Source organism: Paenibacillus phoenicis (assembly GCF_034718895.1).
GTDB lineage: Bacteria > Bacillota > Bacilli > Paenibacillales > Paenibacillaceae > Fontibacillus > Fontibacillus phoenicis.
The window spans coordinates 2,201,559-2,220,507 of record NZ_JAYERP010000001.1 but is presented as its reverse complement, the minus strand read 5'-3'; the positions used below and the strand labels follow the sequence as shown (position 1 = coordinate 2,220,507).

Annotated in this window: 14 protein-coding genes and 1 pseudogene; 13 read left to right on the top strand and 2 right to left on the bottom strand. The window is 53.3% G+C overall.

Features of this window, described 5'->3' with window-relative positions; all coding sequences use genetic code 11:
• Positions 1–171 precede the first annotated feature (171 nt).
• The gene (locus U9M73_RS10460; RefSeq protein WP_323077216.1) at positions 172–1,326 is read left to right on the top strand and encodes a sn-glycerol-1-phosphate dehydrogenase; all 1,155 of its coding nucleotides are present in this window, start codon (positions 172–174) and stop codon (positions 1,324–1,326) included.
• 376 nt (positions 1,327–1,702) lie between these two features.
• Here U9M73_RS10460 and U9M73_RS10455 read toward each other — a convergent pair whose 3' ends face one another.
• Positions 1,703–2,572 (bottom strand): LysR family transcriptional regulator, encoded by an 870-nt coding sequence (locus tag U9M73_RS10455; RefSeq protein ID WP_323077214.1) that lies wholly within the window; start codon positions 2,570–2,572, stop codon positions 1,703–1,705.
• 134 nt (positions 2,573–2,706) lie between these two features.
• Between U9M73_RS10455 and U9M73_RS10450 the strand changes: the two genes are divergently transcribed.
• Positions 2,707–3,618: a DMT family transporter gene (locus U9M73_RS10450; protein ID WP_323077212.1), complete on the top strand. Its 912-nt coding sequence runs from the start codon at positions 2,707–2,709 to the stop codon at positions 3,616–3,618.
• A 6-nt stretch (positions 3,619–3,624) separates the two neighbouring features.
• Positions 3,625–4,238, top strand: a pseudogene (locus U9M73_RS10445) (SDR family NAD(P)-dependent oxidoreductase).
• 74 nt (positions 4,239–4,312) lie between these two features.
• Here U9M73_RS10445 and U9M73_RS10440 read toward each other — a convergent pair.
• The gene (locus tag U9M73_RS10440) at positions 4,313–5,230 is read right to left on the bottom strand and encodes an ArsR/SmtB family transcription factor (protein ID WP_009224218.1); all 918 of its coding nucleotides are present in this window, start codon (positions 5,228–5,230) and stop codon (positions 4,313–4,315) included.
• Positions 5,231–5,607: 377 nt separating this feature from the next.
• Here U9M73_RS10440 and arfA point away from each other — a divergent pair, with 377 nt between their 5' ends.
• The 10 genes from arfA to U9M73_RS10390 all read left to right on the top strand — a co-directional run bounded on the left by arfA (position 5,608) and on the right by U9M73_RS10390 (position 18,749).
• A complete protein-coding gene (gene arfA, locus U9M73_RS10435) occupies positions 5,608–7,128 on the top strand; it encodes an arabinosylfuranosidase ArfA (RefSeq protein ID WP_036644638.1) in 1,521 nt (506 codons plus the stop codon).
• 185 nt (positions 7,129–7,313) lie between these two features.
• Positions 7,314–8,645 (top strand): ABC transporter substrate-binding protein, encoded by a 1,332-nt coding sequence (locus U9M73_RS10430; RefSeq protein ID WP_323077211.1) that lies wholly within the window; start codon positions 7,314–7,316, stop codon positions 8,643–8,645.
• 59 nt (positions 8,646–8,704) lie between these two features.
• The gene (locus U9M73_RS10425) at positions 8,705–9,604 is read left to right on the top strand and encodes a carbohydrate ABC transporter permease (RefSeq protein WP_009224215.1); all 900 of its coding nucleotides are present in this window, start codon (positions 8,705–8,707) and stop codon (positions 9,602–9,604) included.
• Positions 9,601–10,443, top strand: coding sequence for a carbohydrate ABC transporter permease (locus U9M73_RS10420; RefSeq protein ID WP_009224214.1), 843 nt, complete (start codon positions 9,601–9,603; stop codon positions 10,441–10,443). The genes U9M73_RS10425 and U9M73_RS10420 overlap by 4 nt, the downstream gene beginning before the upstream one ends.
• 87 nt (positions 10,444–10,530) lie before the next feature.
• Positions 10,531–11,778: an extracellular solute-binding protein gene (locus U9M73_RS10415; protein ID WP_085168789.1), complete on the top strand. Its 1,248-nt coding sequence runs from the start codon at positions 10,531–10,533 to the stop codon at positions 11,776–11,778.
• A gap of 88 nt (positions 11,779–11,866) precedes the next feature.
• Positions 11,867–12,742 carry a carbohydrate ABC transporter permease gene (locus tag U9M73_RS10410; protein WP_009224212.1) on the top strand — a complete coding sequence of 292 codons (876 nt, stop codon included), beginning with the start codon at positions 11,867–11,869 and terminating at the stop codon, positions 12,740–12,742.
• 48 nt (positions 12,743–12,790) lie between these two features.
• Positions 12,791–13,636 carry a carbohydrate ABC transporter permease gene (locus U9M73_RS10405; RefSeq protein ID WP_009224211.1) on the top strand — a complete coding sequence of 282 codons (846 nt, stop codon included), beginning with the start codon at positions 12,791–12,793 and terminating at the stop codon, positions 13,634–13,636.
• Positions 13,637–13,661: 25 nt separating this feature from the next.
• Positions 13,662–15,152 carry an alpha-N-arabinofuranosidase gene (locus U9M73_RS10400; protein ID WP_009224210.1) on the top strand — a complete coding sequence of 497 codons (1,491 nt, stop codon included), beginning with the start codon at positions 13,662–13,664 and terminating at the stop codon, positions 15,150–15,152.
• A gap of 37 nt (positions 15,153–15,189) precedes the next feature.
• Complete coding sequence (locus tag U9M73_RS10395) at positions 15,190–17,754, top strand: LamG-like jellyroll fold domain-containing protein (protein WP_323079107.1); 2,565 nt, start codon at positions 15,190–15,192, stop codon at positions 17,752–17,754.
• 23 nt (positions 17,755–17,777) lie between these two features.
• Positions 17,778–18,749, top strand: coding sequence for a glycoside hydrolase family 43 protein (locus U9M73_RS10390; RefSeq protein ID WP_260071843.1), 972 nt, complete (start codon positions 17,778–17,780; stop codon positions 18,747–18,749).
• Positions 18,750–18,949: the final 200 nt, after the last annotated feature.

The window sequence follows — 18,949 nt, the reverse complement described above, 5'->3', positions numbered from 1 at the left end:
AAAGGATCGAATACCCTCTTGCCCTAAGTCCATGGGCGCCGATTCGAGCTGGAATGGGGTGTCATGGGGTGTCGCGAGGAAAGGGATAGGGCAATTTTTTCGCTTTACGGGGAAATGCGGCAAATCGTAGGGTCCTGAAGAAGTTTTCAGAAAATTGCAGGAAGTTGATGGATGGTCAAGGGAGGGGATAACGTGCTGCAAGACAGACAGTTGGAGCAGTTGAAGGTGATTGAACTAGACCGAGGGGTGATCCGGAAGGTTGCTCCTTACTTGCGGGAACAGGGTTATCGCCATGTCCTGCTGGTGGCGGACGATCATACGTATGCGGCGGCGGGAGAGCAGCTCATGGGTTTGCTGGAAGCGGAGGGCGTGAATACGCGCGTTGTCCTCATTCAACCGGACGCGCAAGGCGATGTGGTCGCCGACGAGATCGCGATTGTTCAGCTGTTGCTGGAGATCCGTCCTGACGAGACGGATGTGCTCCTCGCGGTGGGCTCCGGAACGATCCACGACATCGTCCGGTTTGCCGCCCACAAGACCGGCAAGCCGTTTGTGTCGGTGCCGACCGCGCCGTCCGTGGACGGGTTCACCTCTGCAGGCGCGCCGCTGATTGTACGCGGGGTCAAAAAGACGGTGCCGGCTGTGCCGCCGGTGGCGATTTTTGCTGACCTCGATATTCTCATGGCGGCCCCGCAGCGGTTGGTTGCTGCGGGCTTTGGCGATATGCTCGGTAAATACACCAGCCTGTTCGACTGGAAGTTCTCCCGTCTGACGGCGGGGGAACCTTATGACGAACAGGCGGCGGCGATTACCGAGCGCGCGCTGCGCAGCTGCGTGTCGCACGCCGAGGCCATCGGCGCGCGCACGGAAGAAGGGATCCGCGCCTTGATGACGGCGCTGATCGAATCGGGCATCGCCATGCTGCTGTTCGGGCAGTCGCACCCCGCCTCCGGCGCAGAGCACCATCTCTCCCATTACTGGGAGATGGAGTACCTGCGCCAGGGTCGGCGGGCGCTGCTGCACGGTGCCAAAGTTGGCGTTGCCTGCGCCGAGATCGCCCGCGTGTACCACGCCGCGGGCGAAGGGATGCTCCCGGGCGCCGAGCTTGCGGCGCTCCGGGAGCACCGGGAGCAGGTCCGCGCCTGGCTGCGGGACCTGCCCGGCGAAGCCGAGCTCCGCGGCCTGCTGCGCAAGGCCGGCGGGCCGTCGACCCTCGCCGAGCTGGGCATCGGCGAGGAGCTGTTCGCGCGCAGCCTGCGCGAAGCCCACCGCGTGCGCGACCGCCGCACGCTGCTGCGGGCGCTCAACGAGGCGGAGCAGGCCTAGCGCGCGAACCAAGCCGCGGCCGGGCGAGCCGCGGCCGCGTTAAACGAGCCGGCTGGAGCTCCACTTTATCGGAGCTCCAGCCGGCTCGTCCTGTGAATAGCGGTAAATTATTCCGCTATTCTTCAAAAATCCGAATTTTTGGCCGGAATAACGCCAAAAATTTCCCTTATCCAGCCGGATCCCCCCTGAAATGGGGGAGAACCGAGCCACACTCCCAAAATAAGGCCCCAAAATGGCCTTATTCATCAGCAAATCCAGAGACGCAGGCAAAATAAGGCCATTTTATACCGCTATTTCACCCCATCACCGCGATCACCGCCATGATCACCGCACCGCCGTGATTACCTTGATAGGACGCGCCACGCGCCCCTTCCACTTAAGAAACTAACTTCTCCTGCGCCCCCAGCAACTCAATCAAAGCGCGGAGCGCGCTGGTTGGTTGGGAGTTTTTGCGGTAAATGATCTCGGTTTTCATGCGGCGTATCGCCTCGGGAACCTCGTGAATCCGCACGGCGCCTTCCTGCGCCTTCTGCTCGGCGACCGTCCGCGGCAACAGCGAAATGCCAAGACCGGCGGATACGCCGCCAAGGATCGCTTCCAGCGTGCCGAACTCCATCGTGGCTACGTTGGTTCTGCCGTGGGCTTTCTTCATGTCTTCGAGCTGTTCGCGGAAGGTGCAGCCGCGGTTGTAAACCAAGCTTGGCTTCGATAAGGCTTCATCCAAGCTCTCGATGCCCGGCGGAGAAATAACCACAACCTCCTCGTCGAAGACAGGAAGACGGGTGAGTTCATCATGCGTGGATCGGAAGCTCCCGAAGGCGACATCCAGTTCGTACTGCAGCACCTTCTCCAACAGGCGATCGGACATATCTGTCAGCAACATTAACTCCACCTTCGGATACTTTTCGTAATACTGGCTTAGCAGCTTAGGCATACGCACCGCCGCCGTCGTCTGGGTCGAGCCGATCAGCAGCGGGCCGCTAGGCTCGCCGGTGAAGGAGAGTGCCGACGCCGCTTCGTCCAGCAAACCGATGATTTTGTCAGCGTAATTTAACAGCATCTTGCCGCTGGAAGTTAAGGTGATCCCCCGGTTGTGCCGGTAAAACAAATCGGTCCCCAGCTCCGTCTCCAGCTGCTTGATACGGGCCGTCACATTGGACTGCACATAGCCAAGCCGGGCGGCAGCTTTCGTGATCGCCCCGTCCCGAGCAACGGCCTGAAATATACGCAATTCCGCACTGTCCATGCGTGGAGCCTCCTTTTTGGTGCTCTGTAATCACTAATAATGATATCAGATATCTTTATCAATCATTATACATAATTAAAAACCTCCGACACAATACAAATCATGAAACTGACGCCTAAGGAGGAAACGACTTCATGAATATTTACAAATATACAGGTTTGCTGTTGCTGACGACTTTTTTGATGGGGACGGCGTATCCCGCTGCCAAGCTGGGGATGATGCATACCACCCCGCTCATGCTGATGGGGCTCCGCTTTTTGTTCGCCGGGGGATTGCTCGCCGTATTCAGCGCCAAAAGACCTCAACCGAGAGGTGCGAAGTCTTGGCTGCAAATTTTGCTGCTCGGTTTGTTCCAATCAGTTGGGGTGATGCGGTTCACCGCCTACAGTATGCGTTGGATCACCTCTGGGGAGTCGGCGATCATCTCAAGCACCAGCCCGCTGATGCTTATCCTTTGGGGGGCTTTGATGGGTACAGCCTATCGCGTAAGGCAATGGTTTGGCGTGGTAATTGGGTTTATCGGCGTTGTCATCACCTTTGGGATACACTTGAGCGTAAACCCCGGCATGGTCTTTGCCTTGGCGGGAGCAGCCAGCTTCACGGTTGCCACGTTGATCATTAATCACATCGGTCCGGCGTTTGACAAAAGAGTGCTGGCCGCCTACCAAATGCTGCTCGGCGGCGTGATGCTGCTGATCTTCAGCTTTGCAGGGGAGAAACCAAGCTTTGAGCTGAACCTTACGTCGGCGTCTGTGGTTCTTTGGCTCGTCCTATTTTGTTCCATTATTCAATTTACGATCTGGTTTTATTTGCTCAGCCATAGCGATCCAGGCAAAACCAGCTCATTCCTGTTCCTTGTGCCGATCTTTAGCGTCATTTGCAGCTGGCTGCTGCTTGGCGAGCAGATCGCCTGGTACGTCTATGTTGGCGGAGCCTTGACTTGTGTGGGGGTTTTCCTGGTGAATTGGCAAGGCAGCAGCAACAGCCAACCGGCTGAGGAAAACCTATCGGGGACACTTCAGATGCAGGAGGAGATGGAAGCATGAGTTACCATAACAAGGTTGTTCTTATTATCGGGGGGGGGTACGGGGATCGGCCGGGCGACAGCGACGCTGCTGGCCGAACGCGGGGTGATTGTTGCCGTCAATTATTCCCGTTCGGAGGCGGAGACCCAAGAGACCGTGCAAGCTATTCAGCAATTTGGCGGCCGGGCGATCGCGATCCGAGCCGACGTCTCAAGCAACGAGGGTCATCTCTATGGTCGCCCAAATCGTCAAGCAATTTGGGACGATCGATTACCTGGTCAATAACGCCAGCATCACCCGGTATATTGCCATGGGCGATCGTAAACGTGGGCAGCATCGCAGGAATCACGGGCAAAGGCTCCTCGCTCCCGTATGCGGTATCCAAGGCGGCGGTGAACGGTTTGACCAAATCGCTGGCCCATGCTTTGGTGCCGGATGTACGGGTGACCGGTGTAGCTCCTGGAGCAGTCAGCACGCGTTGGTGGGTCGGATGAGAGGAGCAGAGGCGGTCGCTAACTTCCCAACTGCCTTTGGACCGAATCGCTGCGCCGGAGGAGATTGCCGCACTCATTGCGTCTATTCTGGAGCAGCCTTCGACGACAGGACAGAGCCTCACCATCGACAACGGGCAAACGATGTAAGAAGATACTCATTATGAAAAAAATCAGCCTTCAGGACCTAACGATAACCTGGAGGCTGATTTTTTGGATTGTTGCTATTGCTCCTTCACATCATACAGCACCCGAGCCAGCAGGTCCTGGCTGTAATTGCCGAAGTTCTTGCCGTAGATGGTCAGGCCGCGCTTGTTGATCGGCTTGTCGGTGACGGCGATGCGGAACGTCAGCTCGCTTTTGTAATCCAGCTTGATCTGTTCCAGCGTAACGTCGGAGATGCGGCATCCGTCGATAAAGCTGCCCTCATTGTTAATGCGGATCAGCTTCAGCATCCCGTACTGGTTCAAGTGCGGCGGCCACCAATCCGGATTAAACGTGCCGCGTGCGTCACCGAAATCCCCCGGACTCGTCCAGAAACCGATTTCGACACCGTTCAAGTAAAAATAGATGTCAGACGGATAGTTATCGCAATACCCGGGCGCCTCGGAGCCCAGCTCCATCGAGAATTGAATTTCCCGGAACGTCTGGTTTGGCTTCAGGTAATTCGGGATGCGGTATTCCAGGAAGCCCTCGGACAACCAAATAATCTCCGAGTCGATTCGCTGCGGATCGGCGAAGTAACGCGGATCGTCGAAATCGCCGATGATGCTGTCCTTCGTAGCCAAACCGCAGGTAGGGACCGCATGATAATTGCTGTAATGGCCCACCTGGATTTCCACTTCGTATAAATTGTCGACATCCTTGCTCCGGAGGTCGACCATCAGCTTGTCTTTGTTCAAATAACAAATCTTCTGAATGCCATGCTTGCCAACAGAAGTATTGATTTCGATCAGGCCGCTTTCCTCCAGCTTCTTGATGTGCATCGTAATCGCCCCGTTGCTTAAGCCCAGCTTGGTAGCCAGGTCGTTGAGGTTTAAGGCCTGATTTTTGGCCAGCAGTTCGAGGATTTGAATCCTGATCTCCGAGCTTAACGCTTTAAAAATGTCGATCCCGCTCATCAAATCCTTAATATAGATCATCGGATATTCGAACCTTCTTCCAATAAATAGTGGGTAGTTTTATTTTAGATAATTATAAACTAACTTAGTCGTTTAATAAAGCATCAAATCAAAAAATGTAAATCAGGTTCAGAAAATAGATTAAATTTGTAGTAAATGCACGCTTAATTTCAAAATATTTTAAACTAAATTTCATTGTTTCATTGAATTTACAGGCGGTTTTTCAGCATTTTCACGGGGTCTGGAATCGTTTGCCTCGTTAATTTTATATAAGCATAAAATGTTTTAGATAAATATATTTACAACCCCAATTTCATATGTTATTTTATACCTGTAAACGGATTCATTCAAGGTTATTCGAAATAATTTAATATTTACTAAAACGGAAGGTGGTCAACATGTCATCAACAGCACCGCGAGCAACGATGGTCATCGACAAAGCCTTTAAAATTGCGGAAGTAGATCGGCGCATTTACGGCTCCTTTATTGAACATTTGGGCCGGGCCGTCTACGGGGGGATTTATGAGCCTTCGCATCCGGAAGCAGATCAACATGGATTCCGAAACGACGTAAAGGAGCTGGTTAAACAGCTGGGCGTCCCGATCATCCGGTATCCCGGCGGGAATTTCGTTTCCGGGTATAACTGGGAGGATGGGGTTGGTCCGGTTGAATCGAGGCCGAAACGCTTGGAGTTGGCCTGGAGGACGGTTGAACCGAATTGGGTAGGCACGAACGAGTTTGCCGGATGGGCCAAAGAGGTTGGTGCCGAAGTGATGATGGCGGTGAATCTGGGGACCCGCGGCGTTGATGCGGCCCGCAACCTGCTGGAATACTGCAACCATCCGGGGGGCAGCTACTGGAGCGATTTGCGTCGCAGCCATGGTTACGAGCAGCCCCATAAGATCCGGACCTGGTGTCTGGGCAACGAGATGGACGGTCCTTGGCAAATCGGACAGAAGACGCCGCAGGAATACGGCCGGCTCGCCTATGAGACGGCAAAGGCGATGCGACTGGTCGATCCCGATATCGAGCTGGTGTCCTGCGGCAGCTCCAGCTCGTCGATGCCAACGTTCCCGGAATGGGAAGCGGTAACGCTGGAGCATACCTACGAGGTGGCCGACTATATCTCCCTGCATCAATACTATGGCAACCGGGACAACGATACGGCGAACTTCCTCGCCCGTTCGATGGATATGGACCACTTCATTCGTACGGTGATTTCCACCTGCGATTATGTCAAAGCGAAGAAACGCAGCAAAAAAACGATGTACCTCAGCTTCGACGAGTGGAACGTTTGGTACCATTCCAACGATGCCGACGCCAAGCTGGAGCCTTGGGGAATTGCGCCGCCGCAGCTGGAGGATGTCTATAACTTCGAGGACGCTTTGCTGGTCGGAAGCATGCTGATTACGTTCCTGCGCCACGCCGATCGGGTGAAGATGGCCTGCATGGCCCAATTGGTGAACGTCATCGCCCCGATCATGACGGAGAATGGCGGGCGGTCCTGGAAGCAGACGATCTATTATCCTTACATGCATGCATCGCTCTTTGGACGGGGCGTTTCACTGCAGCCGGTTGTCGACTCCCCGGTATACGACGCTAAGGATTATACCGATGTTCCGTATTTGGACAGCGCGGTTGTATATAACGAAGCAGACGAGACGTTGACGATTTTTGCGGTGAACCGCCATTTGGAGGAAGCTCTTGAGCTGGATTGCGATATTCGCGGGTTCGAAGGCTACCGTGTGATCGAGCACCTTGTGCTGGAGCACGAAGACCTGAAGGCCGTAAATACGGCGGACCAGGAAAATGTGAAGCCTCACACCGGAGGAAATGCGGTATGCCAGGACGGTTATGTGAAAGCCTGTTTAGCTAAAGCTTCCTGGAACGTGATTCGCCTGGGTCAAGCGAGAGCTTAAGGAAACCGACGCTTCTGGGAAGCAACTGCTTCATTCACCCTTTGAGACGATGACAACACCTAGCTATGCACAACCGGTGAGCGCTTCTTCGGGTCATCGATTGACCATCGGTTCTACTAGAGAAGTGGGAGATAACCGACTGTAAGTGGAGTGTGTAGATTTTATTTTGTCAGGGAGGGTCAAGGATGAAGAAAAAGGTTTGGATTGTGCTGTTAGTGTTAACGATGGCCACATGGCTGTGGGGCTGCGGCAAGACGTCAACCACGGCGGGGGGTGAAACCTCTGTGTTGGACGGCGGCGCGGGGGAAGACGCGATAGAGCTTTCCTATTGGACGTTCGTGGAACTGCATGGACAACATTTTGAGAAAATGCTGGAGAAATGGAACGCCGCCAATCCGGATCGGCAAATCAAGCTGAACGTCACGGTGATGCCATACGACGACATGCACAACAAATTATCGATCGCCGTGCAGACGGGCGTTGGTGCGCCGGACATCGCCGATATCGAGCTGGGCAAATTCCCGGACTTCTTGGCCGGGACGCCGCAGCTGGTTGAATTAAATGACGTCATCGACCCGTACCGGGACACGATCGTCAAGTCCAGAATCGACCTCTACAGCAAGGACGGCGTGAATTACGGTATCCCGACCCACGTTGGCGCCTCGGTGGCGTTCTACAACACGGAAATTTTAGAAGAAGCCGGAGTGGATTACAAGTCGATTGTGACCTGGGAAGATTTCAAAAAAGCCGGAATTCAAGTGTATGAGAAAACGGGCAAGTACATGGGCACCGCCGATACGAGTGCAACATGGCAGCTTTCCCAGCTGCTGGCACAGCAAGGTGCAGATTTCACCGATGACGCCGGGAACCCGATCGTTAACTCGGAGCCCGTAGTGAAGGCGCTCACCCTGCTGAAAGACCTGCAAGACAACCATGTCATCGCCACCATCGCCGGCGGGCAGCCCGATACGGAGGAAGCGTACGGAGAGTTTAATGCGGGCAACTATGCGACCGCTTTCATGCCGCTGTGGCAAATGTCGAGATACACGAACTATATGAAGGACCTCTCCGGCAAAATCGCGATCGCCCCGATTCCGGTCATCAAAGAAGGGATGCCGCGTTCGGTCGGCGGCGGCGGAACCGGGACGGTCGTGACCAAAACGGCCAAAGACATCGAGCTGGCCAAGGATTTCCTCGCATTCGCCAAATTGTCGGAGGATGCCAATATTGAAATCTGGAATACGCTGGGCTTTGACCCGGTCAACATGGACGTTTGGGAGATGAAGGACGTTACTCATAACCCGGACAACCAGTTTGTCCAATACTTCATTAATAATCCATTTGACGTGCTGAACGACATCAAGGACGAAATCCGATTGATTAAATCCACCTCGGCGTCGCCGACGATCAATAACGTGCTTTGCACGGTGACGTTAAACGAGATTTTTGAAGACGGGAAGGATATCAAGCAAGCTCTGGATGATGCGCAAGCGCAAATCGAGCAGGAGCTGAAGTAATCGAAATAAGCAGCGAGCTACTCCTTCGGGAGTAGCTCTGTTTAAAAAGGGGTAGGGCGATGGTTAAAAAATTCCTTTACTCGCAAAAGGTTGCTCCTTACGTATTTGTGTTGCCGTTCGTGCTCGTTTTCCTCATCTTTTGGGTGTATCCGCTGATCAGCTCCTTTGGGATGAGCTTCCAGAAAGTGACCCTGGGTCAGGAAGCAGCGTGGATTGGCATAGACAACTACGAGAAATTGATGGGCGACGGGGTCTTCCTCAAGGCAGTGACAAACAGCGCCATCTACATGGTCTTAACCTTGGTGATCCTGATCCCGTTTCCGATGTTGTTTGCCGTTTTGATCAACAACAAGTTCATGTGGGCGAGGGAATTTTTCAAGTCCTCGTTTTTCTTCCCGGCGCTGACGTCGGTGGTGGTGGCCGGGACGATCTTCCGACTGATGTTCGGTGAAATGGAAGGGTCGCTCATCAACAGCTTCTTGGGCTTGTTTGGCGTGGAGCCGATCAAATTCCTGAAAGGACAAACGACCGGCTTTATCGCCTTATTGGCGCTGGCGACCTGGAGATGGACCGGGGTAAACATGCTTTACTTCTTATCTGGACTCAAAAATATTCCCGACGAATACTACGAAGCCGCTTCAATCGATGGCGCCTCTCCCATCCAGCGATTTACGAAGATCACGATGCCGCTGTTGAAGCCAACGACGATATATGTCTTAACGATCAGCATCTATGCCGGTCTGGCGATGTTTATCGAAAGTATGATGCTCTGGAACGGCAACAATTCTCCGAAAAATATCGGCTTGACCATCGTGGGTTACTTATACCGTCAAGGGATCGAGAAGAACAATCTGGGGTATGCGGCCGCCGTCGGCATCGTGCTTCTCGTCATTACGATGGTGATTAACCTGACGCAGTTGGCCTTTACCGGCATGTTTAAGAAGGAGGAGGAAGCATGACGAAATCGAAGCGCGGCTTGCTGATCAAGATCGTTTTGTTCGTGTTTTTCGCCTTCCTGTGCGTGCTGGTGCTTCTGCCGTTTTATGCCGTTACGCTGGCTTCCTTTAAGCCTGGGGAGGATTTGATCCGGTACGGGCTGAACCTGAAGTTTGATTTATCGGTCATGAGCTTGGATAACTTCGTTTACTTGTTTACGGGCAATCATTCCTATTTCTTATGGTTTTTCAATTCGCTGCTGCTGACGGTCGTCCAAGTCACGGTGACGCTGCTGGTCAGCGCTACGGTGGCGTACGGGTTTTCGGCTTATGAATTTAAAGGGAAAAATACCCTGTTCATCTGCGTCCTGCTGATCATGATGGTTCCGTTCGAGATTCTGCTCCTGCCGCTGTATACGTTAACGTACGATATCGGGCTGATGAACTCGTATTCGGCCATTATTCTGCCGGGGATCGCCAGCGCGGCGACGATCTTCTTCTTCCGGCAGTATTTGCGGGGAATTCCCCGGGAAATTATCGCCGCAGGACGCGTCGACGGAGCGAGTGAGTACGGAATCTACGTGCGGATCATCTTGCCGGTGATGAAGCCTTCTTTTGCCGCGATGGCCATTCTCAACGGTATGAACAGCTGGAACAACTTCCTGTGGCCGTTTATGGTGCTCAGCGATGCCAATAAATACACGTTGCCGATTGGGCTCAAGACGCTGCTAACCCCTTACGGGAACAACTATGATTTGCTGATTGTTGGTTCCTTTTTCTCCATCATTCCGATCTTCATCTTGTTTGTTGCCTTCCAAAAATACTTTATTGACGGGATGACGGCAGGAGCGGTGAAAGGATAGAACGGCCCTGCGCTGCGGACGTTTGCGGACGGCTTCAGCGCCGGCCGATTTCATATCATATTAATTATTCAAAACGGGGGAAGAAACATGAAAACGAAGTGGTTGTATTTATCTTTGGTTTTAGTTCTTTTAAGCGTGACAGTACTATCTGGATGCAGCAGCGGCTCGGACAAGAAGACGATTACTTTCTGGACGCCGTTAACCGGCGATGACGGAGCTTACATGGATCAATTGGTCAAGAATTACAACGCTACCAATCCCGAGTTCAAAGTGAAGCATGTGATTACCGCAGACATGTATACCAAAATTTCCACGGTGCTCAACTCTGGCAAAGGGGTTCCTGATTTGGCGATCATCCACGCGGACCGTGTTCCCGGCTTTGTGAAGCAAGGCGTGCTGGAACCTATCGGCGGTGCGATTGCCGCGCAGCCGGAAATTAAGGAGGAGAACTACCTTCCGCAGGCTTGGGCGACGGGGAACATCGATGGCACGCAGTATACCGTTCCGCTCGACATTCATAGCAACACGATGTATTACAACAAGGATCTGCTCAAGAAGTACAACGCGGAATCCTTCTTGGACGACGACGTGGTTACCATCGACGAAATGCTGTCGCTTCAAGGCAAGCTGGAGGATGGTGATTACGTTGTCAATGATGCGCTGCTCGGCTGGGTGATTTTAGCTCAAGTGCAAAACCTGGGAGGAGACATCCAAGAAAACGGCAAGCCGGCTGTGAATACGCCGGTGATGAGACAAGCCTTCGAAGAGGTGAAGAAAATTGCCGATGCCGGGTTGATGACCCCATTTGGCGAAGACGGCTACTTAATGTTCCAATCCGGCAACGTCTTGTTCTCGACGGACGGTACTTGGAGTTCTACGGCCCATGCTGCGGTTGAGGGTCTAAACTTCGGGGTGACGAACATCTATTCTCCGACGCCGGACAAGTTCACGAACCGCGCTTCGTCCCACCTGTTTGCGATGCTGAAAAACGAGGATCGATCGGATGAGAAAGAAGCCGGCATCGGCGCTTTCCTGGAATTCATCCGCGCGAACTCCTTGGAATGGGCGAAAGCAGGTCAAATCGTGGCGAGTAAACAAGTGATCGAAAGTCCGGAATATCAGCAATATATGCAATCCTTCTTCACCTCCAATGAGAAGGAGACCCAGTCCCTTTATATTTATACCTACGAATATTACCCTTACATCGCCGAAGCGGTTGATACCTATTGCGCGGATATCGTTCGCGGCAACGTCGATCTGGATGATACGCTGCAGACGATGCAGAAGTTCGTCGAGGACAAGATTGCCGAGAGCACTACGGGCAGTGCAAGCTGAGCCTGCGTTCTAGATAAACAGAAAGAAATCATGTGCCGGAACGATGCGTCTGGCACATGATTTTTCCAAAAGGAGATATGGAAAGGCGATGAACAAGAAATCCTTTGCGCCGTTTTTCTTTGTGGGTCCGCACCTGGTTTTGTTCCTGATCTTCATTCTGATTCCGACCGTATACGGGATATATGCTTCGTTTACTCAGTGGAACTTGATGAACGATCCGACCTGGGTCGGATGGGCTAACTACAAAACGATCCTATTTGATGAAACCTCGACCTTCCACACCCAATTCGTAAACGGGCTTCGGAATACCCTCATTTTTGTCGTGATCAGCGTTCCGCTGTTGATCGTCATCCCATTGTCGGTGGCCGTCGCCTTGGAGCATAAGAAGGTCAAATTGAAGGGCATCATCCAGTCCATTATTTACATTCCGGGCTTGATTTCCATTTCCGCTGCCGCTTTGATCTGGCTGCTTATCTTTAACAAACAGCTGGGGATTACGGGGAACATCTTCCATTCGCAGGTCGCTTGGGCGGCGACGCAGCCTTATGCTTGGATCATTATTTTTGTGATCACCGTATGGGGCGGGGTTGGCGGGAACATGATTATTTACCGCGCCTCGATTGCCGGGGTATCCAAAGACTTGTACGAAGCCGCCGAGATCGACGGAGCCGGCGCGACCCGGCGATTCTTCAGCATCACCTTGCCGTCGATCCGTTTTCCGCTCATTTATACCTTTGTCATGACCACTGCCGGGGCCTTTAACGTCTTTGGCCAACCTTTAATGATGACGGATGGCGGACCGCGGCAATCGACGCATGTTCTCATGATGTACATCCGTCAATTGGCGTTTGGTCATGGAGAATCGATTGCCGGCATGGCATCCGCGATGGCGGTGCTGCTAGGCATGGTCATTTTGGTTATTTCGGCGCTGCAGTATTACGTCATGAACCGAAACGCCAATTGACGCATCCTGTGATGGATTATGGAAACGAGAGGTAAGGTGTAAATCAAGATGTCGAAGAAAATCAGCATATCGAAGTATATCGCATACCTGTATTTGATCCTCCTGTGCGTCATTTGGGTCATTCCCGTGTTATTTGGAATTTCGACTTCCTTCCGCTCCCAATCTGAAGTGGTGTCAACGGGCTTCCGTTTGCTTCCCGTGGAATGGATCCTGGACAATTACGTGACGATTCTGGAGAATACGTCCACGGCTCCGATCCTGCGCTGGCTGACGAACTCCGTATTCATTGCGGTGACACATACGTTCCTCGTGATCGTGATCATCTCCATCACGGGTTACGGGTATGCTCGAATGAACTTTAAAGGCAGAGACACGCTGTTTTTTACATTGCTGGGCATTTCCTTCTTTCCGGGAGTCGTCAACATTATCCCCTCTTACAAAATCATCGATATTTTCGGCTGGGTGAATACCGCATGGGCGATGATTATTCCGGGTTTGGCGGGTATGGGCAACATCTTTCTGGTCAGGCAGTTTCTGAAAGGGATTCCGACCGACCTGGATGAATCCGCCCGGGTTGACGGGGCCGGAGATTTTCGGATCTACTCGTACATCATCCTGCCGCTTATCAAGCCGATCCTCATCGTTTGCGGCCTGTTCTCGTTTGTCGGCTCCTGGAACGACTTCCTCTGGCCGGTCATCGTCTATACCGACGTGGACAAAATGCCGGTGACTGCGGGACTGCTGCTGCTTCAGGATATCTACGGCAACTATCGCATGATCGGACAGCTTATGGGTTCGGCCATGTTGGCCATCATTCCAACGCTGCTGCTGTTTGTTTTTGCGCAAAAATACTTTATTCAATCGATCAATCTGAATTCAGGCATTAAAGGATAAATGAATTTAGGGTGGAGGAAAAACCGTGAACAACAAAGTGATCATTCAAACGGACGTGACGAAAGCGGTCATCAACAAAAATATTTACGGTCATTTTGCCGAGCATTTGGGCAGATGCATCTATGAGGGGATTTGGGTCGGAGAAGATTCCCCGATTCCCAACACGCAAGGGATACGTAACGACGTGCTGGAGGCGTTGAAGCGGATCAAGGTTCCGGTGCTTCGTTGGCCCGGCGGATGTTTTGCGGATGAGTATCACTGGAAGGACGGCGTAGGCCCGAGGGAAGCCCGCAAGCGGATGGTCAACACCCATTGGGGCGGCGTTATCGAGAACAATCACTTCGGGACGCATGAATTTATGCTGCTATGCGAGCTGCTGGAATGCGAGCCGTATATTTGCGGGAATGTGGGGAGCGGCACGGTTCAAGAAATGTCCGAATGGGTCGAGTATATGACATTTGACGGCGAATCCCCGATGGCGAACTGGCGTAAGGAGAATGGCAGGAGCGCGCCGTGGAAGCTGACCTATTTTGGCATCGGAAATGAGAATTGGGGATGCGGCGGCCACATGCGTCCGGAATATTACGCCGATCTGTATCGCCGCTATCAAACCTACGTCCGCAATTATGGGGATAACCGGATATATAAAATCGCCGGCGGGGCCAATGTGGACGATTATCGCTGGACCGAAGTGCTGATGCAACAGGCCGGCGGGCTCATGGACGGGTTAAGCCTGCATTATTACACGATTCCCGGTGATTTCTGGCTGGGGAAGGGTTCGGCGCTGGATTTTTCAGAGGACGAGTGGTTCGTGACCATGAAAAAAGCGCTGCACATGGACGAATTAATTGCGAAGCACAGTACGATCATGGATCGGTACGATCCCGAGAAGCGTATCGGCTTGATTATCGACGAGTGGGGCACTTGGTACGACGTTGAGCCGGGCACGAATCCGGGATTTCTGTATCAGCAAAACACGATCCGTGACGCACTGGTGGCCGGGCTTCACTTCAACATCTTTCATCATCACGCCGACCGGGTGCAGATGACGAACATCGCCCAGACCGTCAACGTCCTGCAAGCGATGATTTTAACAGAAGGTGAGCGGATGATCCTAACGCCGACGTATCATGCGTTTGATATGTTCAAGGTCCATCAAGGAGCAGAGCTGTTGTCGACCGAGTCATCGCTGGTTGCTTCGGCGAATGGCGACGACACACTTCCGGCCCTGTCGGTGTCCGCCTCGAAGAACGCCCAAGGCGACATTCAGATCAGCTTGGTTCATATCGATCCGAGACAGGCTGCGGAGGTCAGTCTCGAGTTGCGAGGAAATCACGCGGAATGGGCTTCGGTTTCGGGAACTTTGTTAACGGCTGCAACGATGAATGCGCACAATACGTTTGAGCAACCGGATGTGGTTACGCCGGTTCCGCTCCGGGACGTTCACGTAGCCGGTGACACGCTGCACGTGAAAATGCCGGCCATGTCACTGGTAACCTTGATCATCAAATCATAACCTAAACCTTATGAAGGAGGGAAGTCCGTTGAAAAGTATGGTTAAGTGCCTGGGTTTACTCTTGATCTTCACGATGCTCATCCCTGCCGAAGGGTGGGCGAGCAGCGGCGATACGGATGCCGGGAAACGCGGGGCAACGGAAAGCGAGAGTGCGGGAGGGGCCTCGGGGAAAAAGCGACCGCCCGCGTTTACCAATGTCTCGGTCCACGATCCGAACATCGTCAAGGCCGGCTCGACCTATTATGTCTTTGGGTCGCATATCGAAGCCGCCAAATCAACCGATTTGATGAATTGGACGACGTTTACCAACGGCTATCAAACCCCGGGGAACGTGATCTACGGCGATCTGTCTCAAAATCTGGCCGGTTCGTTCGCTTGGGCGGGAGAGGACGATGCCGACAGTAAAGGCGGGTATGCGGTCTGGGCGCCGGGCGTGATCTGGAATGAGAAATACCGGAATGCGGACGGAACGAGGGGCGCTTATATGATGTATTACAGCGCTTCGTCCACCTATATCCGCTCCGCGATTGGTTATGCGGTATCCAAAAATATCGAAGGCCCCTACACCTACGTGGACACGGTTATTTACTCCGGGTTTACGAAGGAGACGGCGTATGACGAGAACAGCCGGGTCGATAAGAAGTGGACGAATACGAACCTCAAGCAGCTGGTGGACCAGGGAAGGCTGAAGGAGGCCAATCCGAATTGGTTTAACAGCGACGGTTCCTATAATAATGCCATGTATCCGAACGCAATTGACGCCGCTTTGTTCTTCGATAAGGACGGCAAGCTGTGGATGACGTACGGCTCCTGGTCCGGCGGAATATTTATCGTCGAGTTGGATCCGGTCACCGGTCAGGTGAAATATCCTGGCAAAGACGGCACAACGGCTGACGGACGCCTTGTAGACCGCTATTTCGGCACCAAAATTGCCGGAGGCTATACGAAGTCCGGCGAAGGGCCCTACATTTTATACGATAAAACTTCGGGATACTACTATTTGAACGTTTCCTATGGTTGGCTGGGGGCGAACGGCGGCTACAACCTGCGGCAGTTCCGGGCGAAACGTCCAGACGGCCCTTATCTCGATGCGGCCGGACAAAATGCCGTGCTGCCCAGCGATACGGATAACGCGCCGTACGGCATCAAAATGGTCGGCAATTTCCTGTTCGACCGCAAAATAGGCGATCCCGGCACGGGAATCGGTTACGGTTATGCTTCGCCAGGGCATAACTCGCTATTTTATGACGAGAAGACGAAGCGATATTTCTCGGTGTTCCATACTCGCTTCCCGCAACGGGGAGAGGTTCACGAAGTCAGGGTGCACCAGCTGTTTATGAACCAAAACGGGTGGCTGGTCATGGCACCGACGCGTTACGCCGGGGAATCCCTGCAGAAAGTGACGGCCTCCAAGGTGGTCGGCAACTATCAGTTCGTGAATCATGGGCTTGGCTATTCCGGTGAGGTCCCTACTTCGGTCCACCTTACTTTGAACAAAGACCATACGATTTCGGGTTCGATAACCGGAACCTGGAAGCTAAACGGCTCCTATGGAGCGGAGCTGACCCTTGAGGGAGTAACTTACCACGGCGTATTCGTCAAAGGCTGGGACGAGAACCAAGGGCGGGAGACGATGACCTTTACGGCCATCTCTCGCGAAGGCACCGCCATTTGGGGCATTCAGCAGCCGGAGATGAACGACCGCCAGGTCGTTAAGGCGGTGCAGGAAGCCTTAACGCTCGGCGATACCAGCAAAGTCATGAACAACCTGACATTGCCATTGGAAGGGACGCATGGGGCTCAAATCGTCTGGTCCACCTCCGATCCAGGCGTCATTTCAGAGACCGGGGTCATCCACCCGCCCGATGCGGGAGAAGCCGATGCTCCCGCTACGTTAACCGCAACGATCACGAAGGGGAAAGCGAAAGCCGTCAAGACGTTTGAGATCGTCGTTGCTCCGATTGATCTTAACTATGGACTGCGAGCCCACTATCGCTTTGAGGGGAATTTATCGGAGGTCGAAGGACGGTTTGGCGATGGTGCGGTGACCGGGGCAAAGCTTGATACCGAAGGCGGAGCGATCACTTTTACGGATGGAGTCCAGGGGTTGGCTGCCGAGTTTGATGGGAAATCCGGCATTCGGCTGGATGACGGTCTGATTCAAGGGAACCGTTATTCGGTTTCCCTCTGGTTGCATCCGCAGCAATTTACCCAATTTACGACCAGCTTCTTTGGGGCGAAATCCAATACAAGCTGGATCAGCCTCGTGCCGGATTCCTGGGATCATAACACGATGCTGTGGTCCGGTGAAGCCTGGTATGACGGGACAACGGGTTCGCGGATCTCGGCGGGAGCGTGGCATCACGTAGCCTTTACCGTCGATGCCGGGAACGTGAAGGTGTACGTTGACGGGGAACTGAAGTTTACGGGAACGGGATTCCCGGATATCTTCACGAACAATCAAGGTATGTTCAGCCTAGGTGTGAATTGGTGGGATCCCCCTTTCCAAGGGAAGATGGATGAACTCCGGGTTTACGACGTGCCGATTCCAGAAGCGGTGGTCCGCAAGCTGTATGAGGAAGGCCAGAGCGTAACGAGATGACAGAAAGAGAAGGAGAAACCAAGATGAAGAACACGCAGGAATATCGAAATCCAATCGTGGAGCAACGGGCGGATCCATGGGTTTATAAGCATCAGGACAGGTATTATTACTTTACGGCTTCGGTACCTGAGTATGACCGGATCGAAATTCGCCGGTCCAAGACGCTGCAAGGATTGGGGGATGCCAAGCCGGTGGTGGCCTGGCGCAAATATGATACCGGCCCGCTGAGCGCCAATATTTGGGCTCCGGAAATCCATTTTATCGACGGAAAATGGTATATCTATTTTGCCGCCGCGCGAACGACCGAGACGAACGAAGGATTGTTTGATCACCGAATGTACGTGCTGGAGAACACCTCCGCCAATCCGCTTGAAGGCGTATGGGAGGAGAAAGGGCAAGTCCGTACGCGGTGGGAGTCGTTTGCATTGGATGCGACGACGTTCGAGCACCGGGGGGAACGGTATTACGTTTGGGCGCAGAAGGACCCAGGTATCGAAGGCAACTCCAACCTCTACATCTCCCGGATGAGCAACCCTTGGACGTTGACCGGGGAGCAGGTCATGATCTCCACGCCGGAATACGATTGGGAAACGATCGGCTTCAAAGTAAACGAGGGACCGGCCGTACTGAAGCGGAACGGGCGTATATTCATCAGCTATTCGGCCAGCGCCACCGACCATCATTATTGTATGGGCCTGCTCACCGCGGACGAATCGGCAGATTTGCTGGACCCTAGCTCCTGGTCAAAATCGCCGCTTCCGGTGTTTGCGACCAATGAAGCGGCGGGACAGTATGGACCAGGTCATAATAGTTTTACCGTCTCGGAGGACGGGCGGGACGTATTGGTCTATCATGCCCGGAATTACAAGGAGATCGACGGTGACCCGCTGTACGATCCGAACCGGCATACCCGGGCCCAAATTCTGGAATGGAACGAGGATGGCACGCCAAACTTCGGAGTGCCGCTACCCGACTCGGTCCGCACGAATCCATAGGTTTGGACTACTCCCGGCGCGCGTTACCCCGGTGCGCGTTACTCCAGCGTGCATTACTCCGGCGCGAGTTCCTAGCGGCACGACGAAGCAGAATGGCTGCTCTACCACTCATCTAGGGATGAGGTAGGGCAGCTTTTTTTGGCGAGGCATCAAAATAGTGCAATAAATGAACAGAATAATGTTTGTGAGCTGTTCGAAAA

Bases quoted from the DNA above. Each gene is read 5' to 3' on its own strand.
- U9M73_RS10460 (WP_323077216.1), top strand. From the start codon at position 172: ATGGTCAAGGGAGGGGATAACGTGCTGCAAGACAGACAGTTGGAGCAG.
- U9M73_RS10455 (WP_323077214.1), bottom strand. From the start codon at position 2,572: ATGGACAGTGCGGAATTGCGTATATTTCAGGCCGTTGCTCGGGACGGG.
- U9M73_RS10450 (WP_323077212.1), top strand. From the start codon at position 2,707: ATGAATATTTACAAATATACAGGTTTGCTGTTGCTGACGACTTTTTTG.
- U9M73_RS10440 (WP_009224218.1), bottom strand. From the start codon at position 5,230: ATGATCTATATTAAGGATTTGATGAGCGGGATCGACATTTTTAAAGCG.
- arfA (WP_036644638.1), top strand. From the start codon at position 5,608: ATGTCATCAACAGCACCGCGAGCAACGATGGTCATCGACAAAGCCTTT.
- U9M73_RS10430 (WP_323077211.1), top strand. From the start codon at position 7,314: ATGAAGAAAAAGGTTTGGATTGTGCTGTTAGTGTTAACGATGGCCACA.
- U9M73_RS10425 (WP_009224215.1), top strand. From the start codon at position 8,705: ATGGTTAAAAAATTCCTTTACTCGCAAAAGGTTGCTCCTTACGTATTT.
- U9M73_RS10420 (WP_009224214.1), top strand. From the start codon at position 9,601: ATGACGAAATCGAAGCGCGGCTTGCTGATCAAGATCGTTTTGTTCGTG.
- U9M73_RS10415 (WP_085168789.1), top strand. From the start codon at position 10,531: ATGAAAACGAAGTGGTTGTATTTATCTTTGGTTTTAGTTCTTTTAAGC.
- U9M73_RS10410 (WP_009224212.1), top strand. From the start codon at position 11,867: ATGAACAAGAAATCCTTTGCGCCGTTTTTCTTTGTGGGTCCGCACCTG.
- U9M73_RS10405 (WP_009224211.1), top strand. From the start codon at position 12,791: ATGTCGAAGAAAATCAGCATATCGAAGTATATCGCATACCTGTATTTG.
- U9M73_RS10395 (WP_323079107.1), top strand. From the start codon at position 15,190: ATGGTTAAGTGCCTGGGTTTACTCTTGATCTTCACGATGCTCATCCCT.
- U9M73_RS10390 (WP_260071843.1), top strand. From the start codon at position 17,778: ATGAAGAACACGCAGGAATATCGAAATCCAATCGTGGAGCAACGGGCG.